Below are 21,651 nucleotides of genomic sequence, written 5' to 3' on the forward strand. Positions count from 1 at the left end.
CGCTAAATTGACTGCTAATTATGGAAATTCGAGATCTCGGTGAACAGGGGTTATTAGCAATGGTTAAAAGGTTTTGTCCCCTAGAAGTAGTGGGGGATGATGGGGCCGTGGTGACTCCGGTTGCTGATCAGTCTGTGGTGGTGACAACTGATATGTTAGTCGAAGGCTGCCATTTTAGCGATCGCACTACCCCCCCCACCGCAGTGGGATGGAGATCCGTAGCCGCTAATTTGTCAGATCTGGCAGCCATGGGAGCCTCTCCCCTAGGAATTACCGTAGCTTTGGGGTTAAGGGGGGAAACATCATCTAACTGGGTACAACAGTTATATGAGGGGATGGCTCAATGTTTAGACCAATTCCAAACCCCAATTATTGGCGGCGATATTTGTCGCTCCCCTATCAATACCATCTCAATTACTGCTATTGGTACAGTTTCGCCCCAACGAATCATTAAGCGATCGACAGCCCAACCGGAATGGGCGATCGTCGTCACCGGCGCTCATGGTCACTCCCGGGCGGGGTTAGAATTGCTGCTCAATGATGATTTAGGTGCATCCCTATCAGAAACCGAAAAGCGATCGCTTCAACAGGATCATCAGTATCCGCAACCGCGACTAGATATATTACCAACCCTACAAAAGCTATGGGATAGCGATCGCCACCTAATTATTGCTGGTATGGACAGCAGCGACGGTTTAGCTGATGCGATCGTGCAGATCAGCCAAGCCAGCGGAGTAGGAGCTAGAATAGAAGCCCAAAAACTGCCCCATTCTAACTCCCTGGAAAAACTAGCCCCAGCAGAGACCATCCTTGATTGGGTACTCTATGGCGGCGAGGATTTTGAGTTAGTTTTATGTCTACCATGCGATCGTGCCCAACAACTGATCAAACACATCCCAGGAAGTGCCATCATTGGTGTCACTACAACAGAGACTCAAACCATCCTACTTACAGGTACGCACCCTAACTCAGAAATTATCCTGACTCAAAAACAGGGATTTCAGCACTTTTAACCAGAACCAAAATCCCCCCTGAGCGCCCTTACCAGTGTTTAGCCACAATCTCAGCCAAGTCTACAACCCGTTGGCTGTATCCCCACTCGTTGTCATACCAGGCTACAACTTTAACCAAGTCGCCACCCATAACCATTGTCAAACTAGCATCAACAATAGAAGAAGCATTATTGCCGCGATAGTCACTAGAAACCAGAGGCAGATCGCTATAAGCCAGAACCCCTTTCATCCGTCCTTCTGCCGCTTCTTGGAGAGCTTTATTGACTTCTTCGGTGAAAGTGGTTTTCTCCACCTGAGCCACAAAGTCCACCACGGAAACGTTAGGGGTGGGAACCCGCATAGCAATCCCATTCAGCTTACCTTTCAGCTCAGGAATTACCAAAGCCACAGCCTGAGCCGCACCTGTAGAGGTAGGAACAATATTCAGAGCCGCAGCCCGCGCCCGTCGGACATCTCGGTGACTAGCATCTAACAAACGCTGGTCGCCAGTGTAACTGTGGGTAGTGGTCATCGTTCCTTTGATGATCCCGAAATTATCTTGCAACACCTTGACCACAGGGGCTAAACAGTTAGTAGTACAACTGGCATTACTGACAATAACATGGGCATTGGGATCATAGTTATGGTCATTGACACCAACTACATAGGTTCCAATATTACTACCTTTCCCAGGGGCAGTAATCAGAACCCTTTTCGCACCAGCAGATAAATGCTTTGATGCTCCCTCTTCGGTAACAAATACCCCTGTCGCTTCAATGATCAGATCGATACCCCATTCACTCCAAGGGAGGTTAAGAGGATTACGGTCAGAAACGCACTTAATCGTCTTACCATTGACAATCAGGGAGTTCTCATCAGCCTTGATATCGGCATCATGCAAAGTCCCCAACATTGAGTCATACTTCAGCAAATGAGCATTGATCTTGGGGTCGGAAGTGTCATTGATAGCCGTAACTTCCAGATTAGTATTTTCCCCTCTGGTCAGCCAACAACGCAGAAAGTTACGTCCGATCCTGCCAAAACCGTTGATTGCGACTTTCATCACCTTGTTTCTCCTAACGATAGTATTGCCCAACTAAGGCTTACGCCTTCTATAACGTGAGTTTATCTTGACCCCAATCATACCCTAAAGGCTGACCTCTTCTGAAGTTTAGGTATCGAAACTTTTGGTTTGATGTCCCTGGTCAGTTAACAGCAAATCGTCCATTCCCCTAGATCCCCGCTGGTACAGACAAAATTGCTGATCTGGGTGTGCTATTGTGCCTTCCCTCATAGTTAGGGGGGATTCTGGTTACGGGTGCGATCGGCTATGATTAGGGGCGCATACTTAGGATAATAAGCCTCAGTAATCACATCTAAGGAGGACATGATGACCCCAAATGCCCTGGGGTGAAGCTATGGCAGGTGTTGAGTCTTATATGGCATCCGCCCCGGTTGGTCTTGATCTAAACTTAATTTTATGTAGATAGCATCCGGTTATTTCCGATTTTGGGGAGTATGTAGTATACAAATACCATACAGCCTTCTGCCGCCATCGGAGCGATCGCCTTTTAATCTTGTAATTGCCATACTTTGCTATGGTTGAATTTCCAACAAGCGGCAATTATTGATATGATAATCGCCTGTTGCAGGTGTGGTGTGGTGTCTCGAGGAATAGTTAATGCCTAATACTGTCGATTTTAATGGCAGGCCATTTCATTTCATTGGCATTGGTGGCATAGGAATGTCAGCCCTTGCCCATATTTTAGCCGAGCGAAATTTGCCTGTTTTTGGGTCAGATCTCCAAAATAGCCATATCACAGAGCGATTGCAAGCCATGGGGGCTCATATTTTTGGGAGCCAAGATGCCAGCAACTTGGACATTTTTAAAACCCCCAAGCATAATTGGCAGTCAATGGCTTCTGTGGCATCGGGGAACATCTCGTCAGAGAAAGCACCATTACCCATAGAATCATCTATTTCCAGCGCTGAGTTAGGACAGCAACTTCCGCAAGTTATTTGTTCAACAGCTATCCATCCCGAAAATGCCGAATATAAAGTCGCCTTAGAGTTAGGCTGTCCGATTTTTCATAGATCAGACCTACTGGCGGCTTTGATGGCTGAGTACCAAAGTATTGCCGTGGCAGGGACTCATGGTAAAACTACAACCAGCAGCTTGATTGCTTTTCTATTGCTAAAAGCTGGTTTGGACCCGACAATTCTGGTGGGTGGAGAGGTGAGTGCTTGGGAAGGAAATGCCCGCGTAGGACATGGCCCTTATTTGGTGGCAGAAGCTGATGAGTCTGATGGTTCCCTGGTTAAACTAGGAGCCTATATCGGGATTGTGACTAATATTGAACTTGATCATCCTGACCACTACAAAAACCTTGATCAACTGATCTCGACCTTTAAGATTTTTGCCAATCAATGTGAGACTATTGTGGGGTGTGTTGACTGCCCAATAGTTCGAGATTACCTTAAACCCACCATTAGCTATAGCATTAACCCAGAGTTGGATGCCGACTATACTGTTGATGCTGTTCAATATCTTGCTGATGGTGTCATCGCTCAGGTTTATGAGCGAGGCGAGGCGATCGGTCTGCTAAAGTTACAATTGCTGGGATCCCATAATCTCAGTAATGCCTTGGCTGCTGTAGCTGTGGGTCGATTACTCAATTGGGAATTTTCTGTGATTGCTCAGGCGATCGCTGAATTTCCTGGGACTAAACGACGCTTTGAATATCGAGGGAATTATGGGGGTATTCAATTTGTTGATGATTATGCCCACCACCCTAGCGAAATTCGAGTCACACTAGCTGCTGCTAGGGGTCGGCTTCAAAATTCGAGTGGTCTTAGCTCTACTTTCTCGGAAACAGCCATCACCCCTATCCACCCCGGCTCGGAAATTAAACGAGTGGTCGCCATTTTCCAACCCCACCGTTACAGTCGCACTGAAACCCTCCTCGAGGATTTCGCTCAGTGCTTTGGTGATGCAGATTTAGTTATGCTCACTGAGATCTATAGCGCCGGAGAAGCCAATCCGGGCAGGATTAATGGTCAACAATTGGCTGCGCGTATTGCTGAAAATCATCCCCATGTTGATTACCAGCCTTCCCTAGATGCCGTGAAAACTCGCTTGTTTCAACTGCTGAAACCAGGGGATTTGGTCCTGTTTTTGGGTGCTGGTAACCTGAATCGAGTAATTCCAGAGGTCATGGCATTCTTTCAATCCGATGGCAATTCTGGCATCCATCCCACTGTTGGTGTGTAACTGGATATTAACTCATGTAATGTGCTGATTAAATTACAGGCATTTCTCATTAAATAAGTATTTGATTATGGTCATGACTGTTTCCTCTGGCTCTCTAGGTCAAGTGAACGGAAAACCGGAACGCTCCATCACCCTCCTGGGTAATGACTGTTTGATCCGGTCGAAAGTTTCCCTCGCCTCTTTAACCTCATTTCGGGTGGGAGGCCCAGCCGACTGGTATACTGCACCTCAAAGATTAGATCAGTTACTAGCCTGTTTGGAATGGGCTAATTCTGAAGAGCTACCTATTACTTTATTAGGCGGCGGTTCCAATCTTTTGGTGAGCGATCGAGGTTTGCGGGGTTTGGTGATTGGTACTCGTTATCTGCGACATACTCACTTTGACCAGGAAACTGGACAGCTTACGGTGGGTTCGGGTGCTTCTTTACCCCGCTTGGCTTGGAAAGCTGCTCGCATGGGTTGGCGTGGCTTAGAATGGGCGGTGGGAATTCCGGGAACTGTGGGAGGAGCAGTGGTTATGAATGCTGGCGCTCATAGTTCTTGTACCGCAGATATTTTAATTAATACCCATATCCTGGAACGTTCGGGAACTCTCCATGTCTTACCCCCTCAAAAGTTGGGCTATCGCTATCGTACTTCTAATTTACAAGGGGGCTCGCGCTTAGTTACTCAAGCCACATTCCAGTTACAGCCAGGTTATGACCCACAACAGGTTATGGCTGAGACTACAGAACATTTCCAACAGCGACGGCTATCCCAACCCTATCATTTACCTAGTTGTGGTAGTGTGTTTCGTAACCCTGGACCCCATAAGGCGGGTTGGCTAATTGAACAAACGGGATTAAAAGGTTATCAAATTGGCGGGGCTCAAGTAGCTGAACGCCATGCTAACTTTATCTTGAATTGCGGCTCGGCTACCGCTAGTGATATCTTTCAACTGATACACCATGTTCAAGAGCGAGTTCAGCATCAGTGGTACTGTTTGTTAGAGCCAGAGGTGAGAATCCTCGGAGAGTTCAAAGTCTGTTAGGCTGAGAATTTTGACTGCGTGAAGCCAGTTTGATTCGCCATGATTGTTCCTAGATCAAGACTTCTGGTACAATTTGGGGTTAAGCTAGGTCTTATGGAAAACTCAGAGCGTCCATGACGCAAGGGAAAATTAGTTATGACACAAGGAAAAGGATTCGGTCGTGATGGCTTCGGCCTGGGTAAAATGAAGGAACTAGCCCAGGCTTTTCAAAAAGCCCAGGCGGTTCAGGAAGGGGCGAAAAGACTTCAGGAAGATTTGGATGAACTGGAAGTCCTCGGAGAAGCGGGTGGTGGCCTGGTGAAGGTTTATCTGAGTGGGAACCAACAACCTCGCCGGGTAGAAGTATCTCCTGATTTGCTGGGAGAGGATCCTGATGTAGTCTCTGATCTAATCTTAACTGCCATGAAGGAAGCCTATAATAATTCCACCTCTATTATGCGGGAACGCATGGAAGAGTTGACTGGTGGGTTGAACCTACCCGGTCTATAAATTATCTATCCCCTTTAAGTGGTGGCTAAGTGAGGCTTTAGAGTCTCACTTATTTTGTGATTTGATGTCTTTGACTGGGTAAGGCTGCGGTTAAAACTTCCCAGCCGCTGTCGGTAACTAATACATCATCCTCAATGCGAATGCCACGGACATCGGCAAATTTTTCGAGTTGTTCCCAATTGACGATATCTCGATAGGTTTGGCGATTTTTGGGGTTATTTAAAATGGCGGGAACTTGATAAAAACCTGGTTCGATGGTGACTAGCATTCCGGGGGCTAGGGGTCTATTTAAACGCAGAAAACCTAGACCAAAGCGATCGCTTCTTTTGCGCCCAGGAGCATATCCGGCTAAGTCTCCTAGGTCTTCCATATCATGAACGTCTAACCCTAATAAATGACCGATACCATGGGGAAAAAATAGGGCGTGGGCATCCTTTTCGACTAATTCTGTTACCTGTCCTCGTAAAATCCCTAAGTCTACTAATCCCTCGGTGATAACGGCCGTGGCTAATAAATGAATATCCCTATATTCTACGCCGGGTTTGACCTGCTCAATACAAGCATCATGGGCGGCTAATACTACATCATATATATCGGCTTGGGTAGGGGAAAAAGTGCCGGAAACTGGCCAGGTGCGGGTGACATCTCCAGCCCATCCCCCAGGGGTTTCTGCGCCGACATCTGCTAATAATAAATCACCGGATTTCAGGGGATTATGGTATAATTCGTTATGCAATACCTGACCCTCTGTGGTCACTATACTATTATAAGAACAGGTCATATTATGGGCGATGATGACGGCTTCCATGGCTGCCCTAATATCACTTTCTTGGCTGGCTGTGGGGGTGGCTAAAATTCCGGCTTGGTGGGCTTTGACGGTGACGGCGGCGGCTTTTTTGAGTTCGGATAAGGCAGCAGGATCATGGCATAAACGCAGGTTAATAATGGCTTTGATGAGGGCTAAATCTTGACCGGTGGCGGCGACTGGAGCGATTACAGGGCGCTTTAAAATGCGTTCCATTTCGCCAATGGTGGCTAGGTCTTGGACTCTGACGGTGGCAGCATTCTGGGTTTTTAGGGTTAACTCAGATTTAGGAAAAGCGGAGTTGGCACCGATAATTTCAGCGAGGCGATCGCGTGAGGGACTGTCCCCATGCCATAGGGCGCTACCTGGGTCTGGGTCATCCATAAATAGGGTCAGTTTTCCCCCTTCTAAATGGATGACGGTATCGACCAAGGATAGACCGGCAAAATATAAGAAATGGCTACTGGCGCGGAAGGGATAAATATTAGCGGGAAAATTACGCGATCGCACACCACCAGACCATAACAGGACGGGAAAATCTACCAGTTGTGCTAGTTTTTGGCGACGCTGATATAAGGTATTAGCCAGACCTTCAGAAGGGTTAGGAAGTCGCATAATTAGGGGTTAATTTATTTAGATAGTTAAGTCACAACTCATTAAAATATAACTGAGGCGATCGCTTATTTGTGGGTGGGGAGGAATTACCAGATTTTGGACTTCTCGGAACCCATTTTTTTGATATAAACGAATCGCGGTCAAGTTATCGGATTGAGTAACTAAACTCAAAGTAGAATATCCTGACTCCCAGGCTTTTTGCTTAGTTCGCCAGAGTAATGATGTGCCGATACCTTGCTGTTGATATGGTGACTTAACCGCCAAAATATTCAGAAACCAACTCCCCTCAACTTTGGCGTTATTAAAAGCCTGAATAATAGCCAAAGATTCAGGTTGAAATAGCCCTTGCATCTCTTCGGTGATGATATCCAGATTAGCCGGATAGCTGTTAGCCATGCCAATAATGCGACCATGACTATAGGCAACCTCAATGTTTTGAGAAGATAAAACAGAAGTTTCTGACTGAATCATTCTGGCTAGTATTTGTTCAACGGTTAATTGTTGATGAAGAGGCTGGAGTAAAAAATCCATCATCTCCCCGGCAGCCAGTCTGATGAGTGGTGCAATTTCTAGGACATCCCTAGGATGAGCAGCGCGGTAACTAACATTGAATACATCCATTAAGATTAAGGGATTTATGGTTAATTAATCAATAGCAATAACCCTATCTGATACAAGCACAAATTAGCCAAAATGTCAAGCATATCAGCCCATATTTTTGGGGTAATTTATTCTTGCCATCGGCTTAAAATATGTTTTAAACCCTTACCGATTTCTTCCCAATTTTCGGCTAAGTCGGTACTACGATCGCTCCTCAAAAAATCAGCTTCTTTCAAGCAGCGATCGGCGAGGCAATCCAAAACGGTTTGAATGCCATAATCACCAATAAGTTGATTTAAGGCGTGGGTCAGGTGTTGATTTTTGGGTTCGGTCATAATTTCCAATGAAGTTGGCAGTTAATAGTCAGACAATTCCGCCGAAATTATAGCAGAATTATTGACCAAAAACCAAACCTGGTCAATTCATAATAGGTGGGCGTACCAAAATGACAGTACAAGGACAACCACGGGCGATCGCTTCGGGGATATTACCCTTAATCGCCTGTTGCAGCATACTTTCGCCACTAGCACCCAAAACAATCACATCACAGTAATCATGATTAGCAATATCCAAAAGTACATCAACCACAGACCTAGCACAAACAGCAGTTGCCACCACCTCCCCATTAATGGGGCTTTTCAACTCCTCAACTAGGTGGTCTAGCTTTGCCATTTCCGCCTCAGACAAAGCATTTTTAACCACAGTTAACAGTCGGATATCGGGGCGCAAACTCAACCTAGCCAAACCGGGTAAAATGCCCATTGCGGCTGGTGGAGGTCCCCCAGTTCGCAGAGGAACTAACCAACGTCGCCAAACCGGAAACTGGAGCGATCGCTGATCTGAGGGGTCACTAAAAATGGGGTTAACATTTTTTCCCCACTTCACCAAAACAACCTCACCGGGTACTTGTCGAATAATGGTATCAACCACAGTGCCAAAAACCCGATTAGTGGCGGACCTTTCCCCTTGCCACCCAATCAAAGTCAAATCAATATTTCGTTCTTGCACGGTCTCCAAAATCGCCCCAGACACATCATGACTGACCCTAATTTGAGTATGAATAGGAACCCGCCAGCTTTTGGCAATACGTTCAGCTTGGCGAAGTAGACGGCGACATTTAGTAATGGATACCGGAGTTTCCGCCGGGGACAAATTGCGAGCAATGGTAATAATAGTCAAGCATTCTAGCTCATAATTACGTTCAGCAGCGATCGCCGCCGCAATATGTAGCAAAGCCGGGGCGGTAGTGGGATTATTCAAAGCCACCAATAGTCGCCCATGACCGACCATGGGGCCGCGAGTTTGATAAACCACATAGGAGGGGGTGGCATGATGCCCCACCTGGTGACTACCGCTAATATATCCAAGTTCACCGCGAATAATATCGCTGCGGGTAATAATTCCCACCAAATGCCGCCCCTCGACGACGGGAAGGCGACTGAGTTTTTGCCGTCCCAACAGATACAGAACCTCACTGAGGGGAGCATCAGGGTAAATAGTAACAGGTTGGGGAGTCATCAGCTTATGTAGGGGGGTTTGTTCTGATATGTCTTGTTGGTTAATCTTTGCCATATCAGTTTGGCTGATAATACCGACCAATTTACCCTGGTTGACTACGGGAAAGCCGCGATGATGGGATTGAGAAAAAGCGGACCTAACCTGTTCTAGGGATAACTGATCTTCGAGAGTTTCTACCTGTCGCTGCATAACATCCCTAGCGTGCAACATATTTAAGGCTACCCGGTCAGCATTTTGGTCAGGTTCCAATTCAATGCCACTCAAAGCCAATAGGCGATCGTATAGGGAATCTTTTTCTATCTTTTCGGCTACCAAATAGGAGACCACAGAACAGATCATCAGTGGCAGAACCAAGTTAAAATCGGTGGTGATTTCAAAGACAATCACCACGGCGGTGACCGGAGTCCGAGACACGGCACAGAAAAAGGCTCCCATTCCGGCAAAAGCAAAAGTGGTGTGAGGTTGTAAGGCGATCGTTGCCTCTTCCCATAAGCCAATAGTATTCCCCAAAGCCGCGCCTAAAATTAGGGATGGTGCAAATAATCCACCCGGCGCACCGGAACCCGCCGCCATGGTAGTTAGGGAAAACTGCACTACAAAAGCTAGGGCTGTGGTTGTCCAGAGGATATTACCTTTGAGGATATATTCTCGCAAACCGGCATTATCTCGAAAAGTCTCTGGTAGCACAGCAATAACCATCCCACAAATTAGACCCGCCACAGCCATACTCAGGGGTAGTCCTAATTTGAGGGTATGGCGGTTAAATTTCTGAAAGGTAATAATTCCCCGACTGAATAACACCCCAAATACTCCCGAGAGAACACCCACCAGGATATAAAAGGGGATTTCTAGGGGTTCAATTAACCATTGTTGATATAGGGCTTCTGGGGGTATGTCTATGGTGGGAGGTAGTCCCATGGCTTTGTTTCCTAATAGCCGGGATACTACCGCCCCAGTAAATGAGGCGATAATGGCGGGTCCGAGGGTTAATCCTGAGATGTCGTGTAGGAGGTCTTCCACTACGAATAAAACCCCGGCTATGGGAGCGTTAAACCCGGCGGCTAGTCCGGCGGCGGCTCCACAGGCGATTAGTTGTTTGCGATAGTTGGGAGAAGTGGGAACCCAACGACTTACCCAGGCGGCGAGGGCGGCTCCGATTTGTACTGTTGGCCCCTGTCGTCCTAGGGTGAATCCAGAAGCCATGGTGATCATGGTGCTGATCAGTTTGACTACTGCTACCCGTAGATCTAGGGAGGTTTTGATTCCCCCTAGGGCTGCTTTAACTTGGGGGATACCGCTTCCGGCTGCTTCTGGGGCTATGCGTTCGACTAGGAAACCAGACAACAGCCCCCCGACTACGCCTAATATGGGTAAAAATAGCCAAGCTGAAAAGTGGGCGGAACCTTGGACTCGCCAAGACCCTAACCACCCGGCTCCTGTTCTCAGAAAAAAGGCGGCTATTCCTGAAATTAATCCGATTAAGCCGGCTTCTAAAATGGCCAGCCTTTGGGAACCGCCAATTATGGATTTGGCGAGGCTCTGGAATTGATTGGTTAAGGATGGCCAGTACACGATTAGTTACCTAGAGCATTACTGATTTGATCGGAAATTTCTAGGGGTTCAAAGGGTTTGTTAATGATGGCGATCGCTCCTAATCCTAAATAGAGCGATCGTTGTTTAGGTGAGTTGTTGGCTGTCATCAAAATCACCGGAATTTCCGCAGTCATTATATCATTTTTGAGCATTTTTATGGTAGCCTCTCCATCTACACCCGGCATAATTAGATCCAGTAGGATAACATCCGGTTGCTGTTGTTTCGCTATAGTAAATCCTTCCGTTCCTGATGAGGCTGTTAGCACCTGCCATTTCCCTTGCAGTTGTAAACAGCTTTCCGTCACCAATAGAATATCCTCATCATCATCAATAATCAAAACTGTTTGGCTGATCATGGTAGTAAATTATCCGATAATTTGATTGCGTCCGCCCTGTTTAGCTTGATCTAAGTTAGCATCTGCCACTCGATACAGTAGTTGTAAATCATGCCCATCTTCTGGATATTGAGCTACTCCCCCACTAAAGGTGACCGAAAAAGCTATATGATCTTCTGGAACTAGAACCTCTAAACGCCACTCTTCTAAAACTTTTTGCAGTCGCTTCATGGCATCTTGTTTATAAGTACCATACATGGCTACCGCAAATTCTTCTCCTCCCCATCTTCCTACTATATCTTCCTGTCGAAATGCTTTTTTGAGAACTTCCCCAAATCGGTGCAGAACCCAGTCCCCCGTATCATGACCATATTGGTCATTAATATCTTTAAAATTGTCCAGGTCTAAAATGGCAAAGCACAGGGGTTGTTTGTGACGACCAGCAATCCGAATTAATCGGTTTATATCTTCAGTTGATTTATAGCGATTTTCGATTCCGGTTAAGGTGTCTATCTCCGCTATATTACGCCACAGACGACTGCGATGCAAGCGACTAAATAAACGGGCTATTAATTCCGGTCCGACTACCGGTTTGCTAATAAAATCATCAGCACCGGCTCTAAATAGTTCCGCTCTAGTTTCTGGGTCTGTGTGGTTGGTTAATACTAAAATCGGCAGATAACGCCATCTGGGTTCGTTGCGAATTACCTGACATAAATCAATGCCATTATAATGGGGCATTTCTACATCAATAATTAGTAAATCCGGGTTAGATATTTCTAAGACTTGCCAGAATTTTCGCGGAGTATTTAGGGTTTTTACCTCTAATCCCAAGGGACACAACAGGGCTTCTAATAGTTCCAAAATTTGCGGATCATCATTAATCGCTATAATGGTTCCGGTGATGGTATTATTATTCATAATTCCTGTGACTATCTCCACAATTTGATGGCTAGACATCGGTTTTTGCAGAAACGCCCGACTCCCTAAACGACACACCGTCAGCCTATCTATAAAACTCGATCGCCTTGAGAATATGACCACCGGAATTTCTGGGTGATGATAGGCGATATCTTCTAATAGCATTAACCCATCTTCTTCCGGCTTGGGAAAGTTCAATTCTAGTAAAATTATACTGGGCTGATACTCAACCATCATGGCTCTGGCTATCCCCACACCAGGAGCCAGTCGAGCCTCTAAACCACGACTATGGGCTTCCCTAATAATTTGTTCCCCTAGGATGGTATCATGATCAACAATCAACAATGACTGCACAGTGGTTTTGGGGTGCTTTTTCATCTCTTTTATTTGGGGTTTGGCCGGCGTTTTTTTCAGCTCCTTTAAGAGGTCTTCAGTTAATTTCTCAATTTGTGTTTGCTTGTCGGTGTCTAGGGGTTGTTCTCCCGCTAACAAGTATTCGATTTTTCTGGCGATTTCGGAACCTCGACCATATCCAAAAGTTCCCAAAGAACCCGCTAGTTTGTGAGCCTCTATATAGGCATATTGGCGGGGGTTGTTTTCATCATTTAAATCTTGGGAATTAGCCATAGCTATTGCTTGAATACTCTCAACTCTAGCTATGGTTTTGTCTTTGATTTTTGCCCAAATCTCCGTAACGGTTTCATCTACGGACAAAGGGGGGCGGTTCAAGGATGAATATTGATGACTAAAACTCCCGTCATCTAGGGATTTAATCCGATATCCAATCCCATAGACATTTTCAATTAACTTGGGGTCTCCGCCAGCGTCTTTTAGCTTATTGCGTAGACTTTTAATATGGGCGCGGACAGTGTTATCGGCTGCAGGTTCTTCTATTGACCAGAGATGTTCGATGATGCTATCGTAGCTGAAAACACGATAGGGACTGCGAATAAATAATTCCATCAATCCATATTCTTTGGGGGTGAGAGGTAAGACCGATTTTTGGTAGGAAATCTCGCATTTTGCCGGGTTTAAAGTTAGGTCTCCCCAATGGATTACTGGCGGTAAAGAAATGGTCGCACGACGCAATAAGGCGCGCATTCTGGCGATTAATTCTTCAGCCCTAATCGGTTTGACTAGATAATCATCAGCCCCCGCGTCTAGCCCTAAAACCTTGTCTTCGCAGCTATCACGAGCTGTTAATAATAGCACTGGCATCTGATAATTATGCGATCGCAATTTTCGACATAGTGCAATCCCATTCAGTTTCGGCAACATAATATCTAGGATAACTAAACTATATTCAAAACTTTCGATATAGTTCCATCCCGATTCGCCGTCGGTCGCTATATCAACTACATAATTATGAGCTTTCAGAGATTTGGATAATTGTTGATTCAAATATTGATCATCATCCACTAAAAGAATTTTCATGGTAAATTGAGGTTACTGTATGTTAAAATTTGATGGTTTATTATCGCCCTCTTTATGTAAATTATAGCTAAATAGACCCTTCATCGGCTAATATCCATGAAACCCAAAATTAAAAACCAACTGGCTTGGCAGCAAGCTGAAATACTCATGCAGCCAGCTTTAATCAGAGTCCTAGATAACATTCGCAAGCAACTGGAAACATCTATCTGGAAGGGAAGTTATGAAACCCATACCACCCCCTATCCGGGTTATGTACTTAAATTAGAGCATAATGGCCAACAAGTAAACATTGATGTTTGGGATCTGTGTTATCAAGTCTGTTTCCAGGACTATCAACCCACCCATACACCTGACCAACCCCAGGAGGTGGAAATTGATACCAGTTTACTGGATAATACAGGAGATGTAGATTGGGATAAACTCGATCGCAAAACTCAAGACTTAATCGAGAAAGTTTTTGCTAATTTAACAGGACAATGACTAAAACCCTCCCAGAGATTTACGCTAACCACAAAGCCAGATATGATGAAGCTAGTCAGGTTCCCCTCAGTTTTGGTAATGACACTGAAGCCTTGAATGCTTCTGGCGAGACCGTCGCGTTATGCGATCGCTCCCATTGGGGATTATTAGAACTTTCGGGGGAAGATCGTTTATCTTTCCTCCACAACCAAAGCACCAATTCTATTAGCGATCGTCAACCGGGACAGGGATCTGATACGGTATTTGTCACCTCCACCGCCCGAAATATCGATTTAGCAACGGCTTACATGACCGAGGAGGCGGTGTTATTGCTGGTTTCGCCGAATCGCCGTCAGCACCTGCTACAATGGCTAGACCGCTATATTTTCCCCATGGATAAGGTGAACTTAAAAGACATCAGCGACCAGTGGGCGGTATTTAGTCTTATTGGACCGGAAAGTTCCTCTCTGCTGACAAAACTGGGGGCTACCATTCCTGATAATTTTACCCTCGGAAATCATTGGGTTGATCAGGTGGCTAATACTTCCCTCCGTGTGGCGGTTGGTAGTGGTTTAGCTACGGAAGGATACACTTTGATAATTCCCACAGAGGCGGCGGGGAATTTGTGGCTCTCCCTGACGGAAGCTGGGGCGGTTCCTTTGGGCGATCGCATTTGGGAACAACTCCGCATTCTCCAGGGTCGCCCAGCACCAGATCGGGAACTCACAGAAGATTATAACCCCCTAGAAGCAGGATTATGGGGTGATATTTCCTTTGAAAAAGGTTGTTATATCGGACAGGAAACTATCGCCCGTCTCAACACTTATAAAGGAGTTAAACAACGATTATGGGGTTTGCGTCTTTCTGGTTTTGTGGAACCGGGAACCGTGATTAATGTCAATGATGAAAAAGTCGGTAAACTTACCAGCATTACCGAAACTCAAGAGGGATGGTTTGGCTTGGGTTATATCCGCACTAAAGCTGGCGGTGCAGGCTTGCAAGTCTCCCTAGGAGACATAACCGCTACAGTGGTAGCAGTTCCTTTTTTAAGCCATCCTGAAAGCTGAGATTTTTAGCATCATTAACGGGGGCGATTAACACAGGGCGGGTAGTTGTTACACCAGACAATCCGCCCGCTTCCTAGTTGGGGTTTTAAACCATCAACCCAGTATTGATACCGCCAATGATTTGATAAACCATAACAGCGATCGCCACAATTCCTAAAATCACCATTAAACCCGAAGGCATAAACTTTCGAGTCTTCACATATCGACCCACAAAAGCTAATACTAAAACCACCGAGATAACTAGGGCAAAAATTAACGCCCATCCCCAGCCTTGGGCTTGCCCAAAAGCTGCCGCCAATAACAGTATACCACTACTGACACCCGCCATGAGAGAAATTTTACTTTGGGCTTTCTTATATCCAACAATTCCCCCCACAATTGCCAAAACTCCATAGACCAGAGTGGCGATCATACCTAAACTCATAAATCCTAACTCCTACTGATTAACAACTGCCATCAATAGCAACTTATCAGCAATCAGACCTCCCCAGAACCAAATGTTGTAAAAATTAACGTTTTTGGGGGTGTCACTATCCCATATAATCAGAGAGTGTCGTGGTTGTGTTTAGATTTAAGTTTAAGCCAAATTAGCTCATGTCCTCACCCTTATCTGAAGCGATCGCTAAAATTCGATTTCGCCAACATCAAGCCCTATCCCTGCTGCTTTATCAGGAAGTAATGGCAGAGCCCATAGGTCAAGCCTTTCTGAGCTTATTAGACTATATGTTACAAGGAGAAAGCCATCAAACTTTACAGGCTTATAGTTATTGGTTTCGAGTCCAAGCCGAACAATCCCAAAGCTGGCAAAATTACTTAATCACTCAAATTCTGAGGGCAGATAATCCCTTTTCTCGTCAAGCCCAACAGTGCGACCTAACGGCATTAAATCCCTCTTTAATTGCTGCTACCCGTCACGACTTGGAAATATTACAGACCCTCTATAAATGTCAGGGGACAAAAATTGCTCAATGGGTACAGGCGATCGCCCAAATTCCCCAATTGCCAATAGTTTGGGAAGATGAAACCATTGTAGTTGAGAAAATCGAAGAACTCCCCCTGCGGAATCAGTTATCCCAATCGGAAAATTGGGGAGATGCCATTGAAGCGATCGCCGCCCATTATCGAAAATATGGAACTGGTAAATTTGCCCAAAGCCAAGCATTTCGTTGGCGCTCTGGTCAACTAATGGCGATCGCTAATCCTGATCCGATTCACCTCAACCAATTAGTAGGATATGAACCACAGCGAGAAACTTTGTTAAAAAATACCGAGTTTTTATTGGCGGGATATTCAGCCTTAAATGTTCTCTTATATGGCAGTAGGGGGTCAGGGAAATCTTCCCTAGTTAAAGCCTTGTTACATCAATATAGCGATCGGGGTTTGCGATTAATTGAAGTAACTAAATCCGAACTGCGAGACCTACCCCAAGTAATTGAACAGTTGCGGGGAGTTCCCCAAAAGTTTATTATCTTTGTTGATGACCTATCTTTTGAAGAAGATGATGATGCTTTTAAAGCCTTAAAAGTTGTCCTGGAAGGAAATATCACCGCCCGACCTGAAAATGTCGTGGTATATGCCACCTCCAACCGCCGCCATTTAGTCCGAGAGTTTTTTGATGAACGTCCCCGCCCTCAAGACCATAATGAGATACAGGCTTGGGATACAGTCCAGGAAAAGCTATCATTTGCCGATCGCTTTGGCTTAACCCTCACTTTTGAACCAGCAGACCAGGAAACCTATCTTACCATAGTTCGGCATCTCGCTAGTCAAGCCGGAATAACTATCGATCCAGAAGATCTTGATTATCGCGCCCGCCAGTGGGCGACAAGGCATAATGGGCGATCGGGACGGACGGCGCGACAGTTTATCGATTTTCTGGCGGCGGAAATTGCCCTAGCTGATCAATAGATTGGAAAAATTCGGCATCCAGTGTCATCATAATCAAGATCGGAAATACTCCCCAATCAGGAGAAATTAACTATGTCTGAATCTACTATTAAACTTTCCCCCCCAGAAGCTTTTGCGGCGATCGCTTTAATTGCCATAGCCGCTGATGGTTTGGTTGTCCCCAGTGAGTCTCAAATCCTTAATAGTAGTCTATCGCGAATGCAGCTTTTTAGCGACTATTCCCAGACTCAGAAACGGGAAATGCTAGATCGTCTACTCACCGAAATTAAAACCCACGGCTACAATACTTTGTTAAAATCGGCGATCGCTGTCTTACCCAAAGAGTTACGCGAAACAGCCTTTGCCATTGCTACAGATATCACTCTCGCTGATGGTGAAATTACCAAAGAGGAAGAAGACCTACTTAATGACCTCTACAGTTACCTCGATTTATCAGAGGAAATGGCTACCAAAATTATTGATGTTATGATGATCAAAAACCAAGGATAGTTAATTACTCTACTTATGATTCCCCTGATTCCCCCGATTTCAGGGGGATAATACTCGTCAATTGCTCCTTTATTAATCTCTCCTGTTTTTTGTGGCCTATACTAGAACTGTCTACTTTAGCGAAACTGATGCTGCTGGCGTTGTCTATTTTGCCCAGATGATGTCTATGTGTCACCAAGCCTATGAAGCCGCTTTAATTAATCTAGGCATTGACCTCAAAACTTTTGTCAATAACCCCGATTTTGCCATTCCCATTGTTCATGCTTCTATGGACTATCGCCAACCGATTTATTGTGGCGATCGCATTGTAATTAACCTCTCACCTCAACAACTCAGCCTACATACCTTTCAGATAGAATATCAAATCTGCCTTGCTGATGACCCCCAATCATTAATCGCTCAAGGTATAACTAAGCATATCTCAATTAACCCATCTACCCGCCAAAGACAACCCCTTCCCCTTCCCATTAAACAATGGTTAAATCCTGGACAAATATAATTATTTGTGGCATAATATTAACAGCTTTTGCCCATCAATTAATTAGATGATATGACTTTGGTTTCCCAACTTAGCAATCCTCGTAGTTATGCAGTTATTGGCACGGGGGCATTAGGCGGATTCTATGGCGCTAAACTTCAGAAATCTGGACTAGATGTTAATTTTTTACTCAGAAGTGATTATGATTGGGTGAGTCAGCATGGCTTACAAATAGAATCAGTTTGGGGTGACTTTCAACTCCCCCAAGTCAAAGCCTATAATCACCCCGAAAAAATCCCCCCCTGTGATGTAGTAATTGTCGCCATAAAATCCACAGAAAATCATTTATTACCCCAAATTTTACCCCCAGTATTAAAACCTGATGGCGTGGTTTTGGTCTTACAAAATGGGTTGGGAATTGAGCCAGAAATAGCCGAAATTGTCGGCAATCACCGAGTTTTAGGGGGGATTTGTGTAATTTGTTCCAATAAAATCAAACCCGGCTATATTCGCCATTTAGACTATGGTATGATGAAACTAGCCGAATATGACCAAAATTACCAATCGGGTGGCATTACGCCCCGACTACAACAAATTGGGGAAGATTTTAAAACCGCTGGCATCCCCCTAGAAATTGCCGAAGATTTACTCTCAATTCGTTGGGAAAAATTAGTGTGGAATATCCCCTATAATGGATTATCAGTAGTTTTAAATGCCCGCACAGATCAAATGATGTCCAATCCAGCAACTCGGGTTTTAGTTGAGGACATTATGGGGGAAGTTTTGGAGGGCGCTAAGGGGTGCGATCGCTTTCTTGACCAGGAAATAATTAATCGGATGTTATCTCATACCGAAACCATGACCCCCTATAAAACTAGCATGAAAATTGACTATGATCAGCGCCGACCCCTAGAAATTGATGCCATTTTAGGCAATCCCTTAAAAATGGCTACAGCCGGAGGAGTGCATCTACCTCGCATTCAGATGTTATATCAGCAACTCAAGTTTTTAGATGCCCAAAATTGCCCTTAAAAAACGACGAAATCCCTACCAATTAATCAGACAAAAAATCCGTGAGAATTTCGTCCGGTTCGTCGTAAAAGTCCTCATCATCTGCGGCAATACTAGGTAAAGATATTCGTTGATTAGTCACACTTAGCGAACCTAAACGCCTTTCTAATATGCCTACCCTAGTTTCAACCGCCGTTAAATCTTTGGGGATTTTTTCCCAACTTAACAGTTGTCGCTGGAGTTCAATTATCTGACGACGTAAAAGTTCTATATCTGTGGCATTATTGGGGGTTAAATATTCCCGGATCGCTTCCTGCACCAGTTGCGTGATGCTGTGTCCATTTTCCTGGGATTTTTGCTCAATTTCCTGCATTAACTCCTGGGAAACTGTGACCGTCAAGGTGATATCATTAGGGGTGGACATGGGCTCTGACATAATACTTGATAATTTCAGTGATTGTGTTAATCATAATCGTGATAGGGGTTTCTGGAAAACTTCAGAAACTCCATGGCTGGCTTTAAATTCCCCCCTAGGGGACTAAACCCATTACCACAAAGACGCGCTATCATTAGAACGAACGTTAAGAATTGTAAAAAACATTGACTGCCCATATTCACTCCGCTAACCCCATTAAAAAGCCTGCTGGCTGGCATCGCCTCCGGTGTCATTGGCAGGGAAACCAGGAAATAGTCCGCCAAGGACTCCCCCACAGCCAACTATCCCCAGCCTGGCAAATTATGCTATTGGGAGACGGATCGCCAACGCGCCACCTGCAACTACTGACAGGGGAACCTACAGAGGTCGATGTGATTGATATGTCTGCCATTGGTATGAGTCCAGATGGTGCGCCGCCATTGATTCAGGCAGTCCCTGGCCCTCGGTTGCGCCGTCAAGTCTGGTTGCGGACTGCATCAGGCCAACGTTTAGCTTATGCTACTTCCTGGTGGGAAAATAGCCACGTTGACGAGTATTTACAAAATAAATCTCTGCCAATTTGGGCAAGTTTAGCCAGGCTGAGAACTGAATTATATCGAGATGTGCAAGGTATTGAGCATGGGGATTCTAAAGCCTTAGAATTAGCCTTTGGACAGCCAGGGCCCTTTTGGGGGCGTTATTATCTTTTCTGGCATCATGGCAAGCCATTAACCTTGATTTATGAGGTTTTCTCTCCCTATCTTACTAAGTATTTAGGACCTACTAAGATGCTATCAGATTAGATGTCTCCATCCAGGCGATCGCTATAGAGAGACTGTAACAGATTCTCTAACTTTTCCTCCGAACAACATTCAATCACAGCATCAAAAGCATCAACCAAACGGGCGGCAGTTTCCCCTAAAGTCGGACTCATGCCCCATACATCCTCTACCCAATCTTGAGGGCGATCGTCAACAAAAATCAAACGTTCTAACAGTTGTTTTACTTCCGTCCTAGAAATAGATGCCATAATCATTAATTAAAATCTCATGCACCATTATAACATATAGCCATCCTGATTATGGATAGTCAGAAACTTTCCCTATATCAACAGGACTTTTACGGTTGGACTCAGTGGCAGTTACAAGCCTTAGCCCAACAGGACATTAACAACCTAGATTGGCAAAATTTACACGCTGAAATTGACAGTTTGGGAAGACAAGAATATCGAGAATTAGTCAGTCATCTAACAGTCTTGTTAGGACATTTACTCAAGTGGGAATATCAACCCCAGAAACGCTCAAGGAGTTGGTTTTTGACCATTCGAGAGCAGCGACGCGCCACCCGGCGACATTTATCTCGAAATCCTAGTTTAAAGTCCCGAATAGCTGAAGCCTTGGAGGATGGCTTCGAGGCTGGGGTTGATTTAGCTCTTCGAGAGACAGGTTTGCCTTTGCGAACTTTTCCCGATATTTGTCCTTACCAATTTGATGATATTATCACAGATGATTTTCTCTGTGATACTAGCCAAGATGGGGAATAAATTATCATTAAATTACCCATTATTTACCCATTCTGTGGGATAATAAAATAACCAAGACCATAGCGATCGCATTTGTATTCATGTCCTCAAATCAATCTCCTCTCAATCTACCATTTAAGCGTCTGCGTCAGTTGCGGAAAGGCTTACTTAACTTACATAAAAACCTCTTAGAGTCCGAACGCATTACTTATGAGAAGTGTTACGGACGCATCCCCTCTAAAGGAGAATTTTTCCGGCTAGTAATTGGAGATGATTGGTTTAGCTGGCTGCGACCATTTTCCCAATTTATTGTCAAAATTGACGAAACCCTAGAGGAAAAAGAACCCGTCACCTTAGACCAAGTTAACGAACTCCTAGAAGAAGCCAAATTTCTACTGCGAGTAGATGAACAGGGAACCGAACGAGAAAAGCGTTATTATCAAGCAATTCAGCGGGACCCAAATATTGCCTTCATTCATGCAGAAGTGTCCAACATATTCAAATAACACTTACCCATAAAATAACCTAGGGTTGGGTTCATAATATCAGCTTGCTACTACCAAGTATAAGACTGATTAACCCACCCTTATTGATGGGAAAAATGACTTGATTAAACATTAATCAATCACCCTAAAATTAAGATATGCTATAATGGGGGATAAACTGTCTTCTACTGGTTCAGACCTATGGTTTCCATCG

23 protein-coding genes are annotated in these 21,651 nt (G+C 45.0%); 13 read left to right on the forward strand and 10 right to left on the reverse strand.

Going from position 1 to position 21,651, the window contains the following annotated elements:
• Window positions 1-20 precede the first annotated feature (20 nt).
• Complete coding sequence (thiL, locus tag P5674_RS07690) at window positions 21-1,013, forward strand: thiamine-phosphate kinase (protein ID WP_006619927.1); 993 nt, start codon at window positions 21-23, stop codon at window positions 1,011-1,013.
• 28 nt (window positions 1,014-1,041) lie between these two features.
• On the opposite strand, the gene P5674_RS07695 is transcribed toward thiL, so the two are convergent.
• Window positions 1,042-2,055: a type I glyceraldehyde-3-phosphate dehydrogenase gene (locus P5674_RS07695; RefSeq protein ID WP_014274525.1), complete on the reverse strand. Its 1,014-nt coding sequence runs from the start codon at window positions 2,053-2,055 to the stop codon at window positions 1,042-1,044.
• Between the two features lie 618 nt (window positions 2,056-2,673).
• Between P5674_RS07695 and murC the strand changes: the two genes are divergently transcribed.
• The 3 genes from murC (at window position 2,674) to P5674_RS07710 (ending at window position 5,782) form a co-directional block, all read left to right on the forward strand.
• Window positions 2,674-4,263 carry a UDP-N-acetylmuramate--L-alanine ligase gene (gene murC, locus P5674_RS07700; RefSeq protein WP_006619929.1) on the forward strand — a complete coding sequence of 530 codons (1,590 nt, stop codon included), beginning with the start codon at window positions 2,674-2,676 and terminating at the stop codon, window positions 4,261-4,263.
• Window positions 4,264-4,330: 67 nt separating this feature from the next.
• Window positions 4,331-5,293 carry a UDP-N-acetylmuramate dehydrogenase gene (gene murB / locus P5674_RS07705; protein ID WP_014274524.1) on the forward strand — a complete coding sequence of 321 codons (963 nt, stop codon included), beginning with the start codon at window positions 4,331-4,333 and terminating at the stop codon, window positions 5,291-5,293.
• A gap of 135 nt (window positions 5,294-5,428) precedes the next feature.
• Window positions 5,429-5,782 (forward strand): YbaB/EbfC family nucleoid-associated protein, encoded by a 354-nt coding sequence (locus P5674_RS07710; protein WP_006619931.1) that lies wholly within the window; start codon window positions 5,429-5,431, stop codon window positions 5,780-5,782.
• 49 nt (window positions 5,783-5,831) lie between these two features.
• Here the strand turns inward: P5674_RS07710 and P5674_RS07715 are convergent, their stop codons facing one another.
• The 6 genes from P5674_RS07715 to P5674_RS07740 form a co-directional block, all read right to left on the reverse strand.
• Window positions 5,832-7,202 carry an aminopeptidase P family protein gene (locus P5674_RS07715; RefSeq protein ID WP_006619932.1) on the reverse strand — a complete coding sequence of 457 codons (1,371 nt, stop codon included), beginning with the start codon at window positions 7,200-7,202 and terminating at the stop codon, window positions 5,832-5,834.
• Between the two features lie 18 nt (window positions 7,203-7,220).
• Complete coding sequence (locus P5674_RS07720; protein ID WP_006619933.1) at window positions 7,221-7,823, reverse strand: GNAT family N-acetyltransferase; 603 nt, start codon at window positions 7,821-7,823, stop codon at window positions 7,221-7,223.
• Window positions 7,824-7,930: 107 nt separating this feature from the next.
• Window positions 7,931-8,137 (reverse strand): hypothetical protein, encoded by a 207-nt coding sequence (locus P5674_RS07725; RefSeq protein WP_008050950.1) that lies wholly within the window; start codon window positions 8,135-8,137, stop codon window positions 7,931-7,933.
• Window positions 8,138-8,219: 82 nt separating this feature from the next.
• Complete coding sequence (locus P5674_RS07730) at window positions 8,220-10,892, reverse strand: chloride channel protein (RefSeq protein ID WP_006625499.1); 2,673 nt, start codon at window positions 10,890-10,892, stop codon at window positions 8,220-8,222.
• Between the two features lie 2 nt (window positions 10,893-10,894).
• The gene (locus tag P5674_RS07735; protein WP_006625500.1) at window positions 10,895-11,269 is read right to left on the reverse strand and encodes a response regulator; all 375 of its coding nucleotides are present in this window, start codon (window positions 11,267-11,269) and stop codon (window positions 10,895-10,897) included.
• A gap of 9 nt (window positions 11,270-11,278) precedes the next feature.
• Window positions 11,279-13,603, reverse strand: a complete 2,325-nt coding sequence (locus tag P5674_RS07740) for a response regulator (protein WP_315669915.1) — start codon at window positions 13,601-13,603, stop codon at window positions 11,279-11,281.
• Between the two features lie 96 nt (window positions 13,604-13,699).
• Between P5674_RS07740 and P5674_RS07745 the strand changes: the two genes are divergently transcribed.
• Window positions 13,700-14,083: a hypothetical protein gene (locus tag P5674_RS07745; RefSeq protein WP_006625502.1), complete on the forward strand. Its 384-nt coding sequence runs from the start codon at window positions 13,700-13,702 to the stop codon at window positions 14,081-14,083.
• Window positions 14,080-15,129 (forward strand): CAF17-like 4Fe-4S cluster assembly/insertion protein YgfZ, encoded by a 1,050-nt coding sequence (gene ygfZ, locus P5674_RS07750; protein ID WP_014274523.1) that lies wholly within the window; start codon window positions 14,080-14,082, stop codon window positions 15,127-15,129. The genes P5674_RS07745 and ygfZ overlap by 4 nt, the downstream gene beginning before the upstream one ends.
• Window positions 15,130-15,214: 85 nt before the next feature.
• Here the strand turns inward: ygfZ and P5674_RS07755 are convergent, their stop codons facing one another.
• Window positions 15,215-15,553 (reverse strand): TMEM14 family protein, encoded by a 339-nt coding sequence (locus tag P5674_RS07755; protein WP_014274522.1) that lies wholly within the window; start codon window positions 15,551-15,553, stop codon window positions 15,215-15,217.
• 170 nt (window positions 15,554-15,723) lie between these two features.
• Between P5674_RS07755 and P5674_RS07760 the strand changes: the two genes are divergently transcribed.
• The 4 genes from P5674_RS07760 (at window position 15,724) to P5674_RS07775 (ending at window position 19,036) form a co-directional block, all read left to right on the forward strand.
• Complete coding sequence (locus P5674_RS07760) at window positions 15,724-17,037, forward strand: ATP-binding protein (RefSeq protein ID WP_006619941.1); 1,314 nt, start codon at window positions 15,724-15,726, stop codon at window positions 17,035-17,037.
• A gap of 72 nt (window positions 17,038-17,109) precedes the next feature.
• Window positions 17,110-17,526 carry a tellurite resistance TerB family protein gene (locus P5674_RS07765; protein ID WP_006619942.1) on the forward strand — a complete coding sequence of 139 codons (417 nt, stop codon included), beginning with the start codon at window positions 17,110-17,112 and terminating at the stop codon, window positions 17,524-17,526.
• A 91-nt stretch (window positions 17,527-17,617) separates the two neighbouring features.
• Entirely contained in the window at window positions 17,618-18,025 is a 408-nt protein-coding gene (locus P5674_RS07770) for an acyl-CoA thioesterase (protein WP_014274521.1), read from the forward strand.
• Window positions 18,026-18,076: 51 nt separating this feature from the next.
• Window positions 18,077-19,036 (forward strand): putative 2-dehydropantoate 2-reductase, encoded by a 960-nt coding sequence (locus P5674_RS07775; RefSeq protein ID WP_315669916.1) that lies wholly within the window; start codon window positions 18,077-18,079, stop codon window positions 19,034-19,036.
• A 22-nt stretch (window positions 19,037-19,058) separates the two neighbouring features.
• Here P5674_RS07775 and P5674_RS07780 read toward each other — a convergent pair whose 3' ends face one another.
• Window positions 19,059-19,451 carry a ribbon-helix-helix protein, CopG family gene (locus P5674_RS07780; protein WP_152088543.1) on the reverse strand — a complete coding sequence of 131 codons (393 nt, stop codon included), beginning with the start codon at window positions 19,449-19,451 and terminating at the stop codon, window positions 19,059-19,061.
• A gap of 164 nt (window positions 19,452-19,615) precedes the next feature.
• Here P5674_RS07780 and P5674_RS07785 point away from each other — a divergent pair, with 164 nt between their 5' ends.
• Window positions 19,616-20,233: a chorismate lyase gene (locus tag P5674_RS07785; RefSeq protein ID WP_006619946.1), complete on the forward strand. Its 618-nt coding sequence runs from the start codon at window positions 19,616-19,618 to the stop codon at window positions 20,231-20,233.
• Here the strand turns inward: P5674_RS07785 and P5674_RS07790 are convergent.
• Entirely contained in the window at window positions 20,230-20,466 is a 237-nt protein-coding gene (locus P5674_RS07790; protein WP_014274518.1) for a hypothetical protein, read from the reverse strand. The genes P5674_RS07785 and P5674_RS07790 overlap by 4 nt on opposite strands.
• A gap of 45 nt (window positions 20,467-20,511) precedes the next feature.
• On the opposite strand from P5674_RS07790, the gene P5674_RS07795 reads away from it, so the two are divergent.
• Together P5674_RS07795 and P5674_RS07800 are read left to right on the forward strand one after the other, a co-directional pair.
• A complete protein-coding gene (locus P5674_RS07795; protein WP_006619948.1) occupies window positions 20,512-20,973 on the forward strand; it encodes a DUF29 domain-containing protein in 462 nt (153 codons plus the stop codon).
• Between the two features lie 80 nt (window positions 20,974-21,053).
• Complete coding sequence (locus tag P5674_RS07800) at window positions 21,054-21,458, forward strand: hypothetical protein (RefSeq protein WP_006619949.1); 405 nt, start codon at window positions 21,054-21,056, stop codon at window positions 21,456-21,458.
• Window positions 21,459-21,651 lie beyond the last annotated feature (193 nt).

It is taken from the genome of Limnospira sp. PMC 289.06, assembly GCF_032350395.1.
GTDB lineage: Bacteria > Cyanobacteriota > Cyanobacteriia > Cyanobacteriales > Microcoleaceae > Limnospira > Limnospira platensis.

Coding starts and splice junctions, on each gene's coding strand:
- thiL (WP_006619927.1), top strand. CDS start 21: ATGGAAATTCGAGATCTCGGTGAACAGGGGTTATTAGCAATGGTTAAA.
- P5674_RS07695 (WP_014274525.1), bottom strand. CDS start 2,055: ATGAAAGTCGCAATCAACGGTTTTGGCAGGATCGGACGTAACTTTCTG.
- murC (WP_006619929.1), top strand. CDS start 2,674: ATGCCTAATACTGTCGATTTTAATGGCAGGCCATTTCATTTCATTGGC.
- murB (WP_014274524.1), top strand. CDS start 4,331: ATGGTCATGACTGTTTCCTCTGGCTCTCTAGGTCAAGTGAACGGAAAA.
- P5674_RS07710 (WP_006619931.1), top strand. CDS start 5,429: ATGACACAAGGAAAAGGATTCGGTCGTGATGGCTTCGGCCTGGGTAAA.
- P5674_RS07715 (WP_006619932.1), bottom strand. CDS start 7,202: ATGCGACTTCCTAACCCTTCTGAAGGTCTGGCTAATACCTTATATCAG.
- P5674_RS07720 (WP_006619933.1), bottom strand. CDS start 7,823: ATGGATGTATTCAATGTTAGTTACCGCGCTGCTCATCCTAGGGATGTC.
- P5674_RS07725 (WP_008050950.1), bottom strand. CDS start 8,137: ATGACCGAACCCAAAAATCAACACCTGACCCACGCCTTAAATCAACTT.
- P5674_RS07735 (WP_006625500.1), bottom strand. CDS start 11,269: ATGATCAGCCAAACAGTTTTGATTATTGATGATGATGAGGATATTCTA.
- P5674_RS07740 (WP_315669915.1), bottom strand. CDS start 13,603: ATGAAAATTCTTTTAGTGGATGATGATCAATATTTGAATCAACAATTA.
- P5674_RS07745 (WP_006625502.1), top strand. CDS start 13,700: ATGAAACCCAAAATTAAAAACCAACTGGCTTGGCAGCAAGCTGAAATA.
- ygfZ (WP_014274523.1), top strand. CDS start 14,080: ATGACTAAAACCCTCCCAGAGATTTACGCTAACCACAAAGCCAGATAT.
- P5674_RS07755 (WP_014274522.1), bottom strand. CDS start 15,553: ATGAGTTTAGGTATGATCGCCACTCTGGTCTATGGAGTTTTGGCAATT.
- P5674_RS07760 (WP_006619941.1), top strand. CDS start 15,724: ATGTCCTCACCCTTATCTGAAGCGATCGCTAAAATTCGATTTCGCCAA.
- P5674_RS07765 (WP_006619942.1), top strand. CDS start 17,110: ATGTCTGAATCTACTATTAAACTTTCCCCCCCAGAAGCTTTTGCGGCG.
- P5674_RS07775 (WP_315669916.1), top strand. CDS start 18,077: ATGACTTTGGTTTCCCAACTTAGCAATCCTCGTAGTTATGCAGTTATT.
- P5674_RS07780 (WP_152088543.1), bottom strand. CDS start 19,451: ATGTCAGAGCCCATGTCCACCCCTAATGATATCACCTTGACGGTCACA.
- P5674_RS07790 (WP_014274518.1), bottom strand. CDS start 20,466: ATGATTATGGCATCTATTTCTAGGACGGAAGTAAAACAACTGTTAGAA.
- P5674_RS07795 (WP_006619948.1), top strand. CDS start 20,512: ATGGATAGTCAGAAACTTTCCCTATATCAACAGGACTTTTACGGTTGG.
- P5674_RS07800 (WP_006619949.1), top strand. CDS start 21,054: ATGTCCTCAAATCAATCTCCTCTCAATCTACCATTTAAGCGTCTGCGT.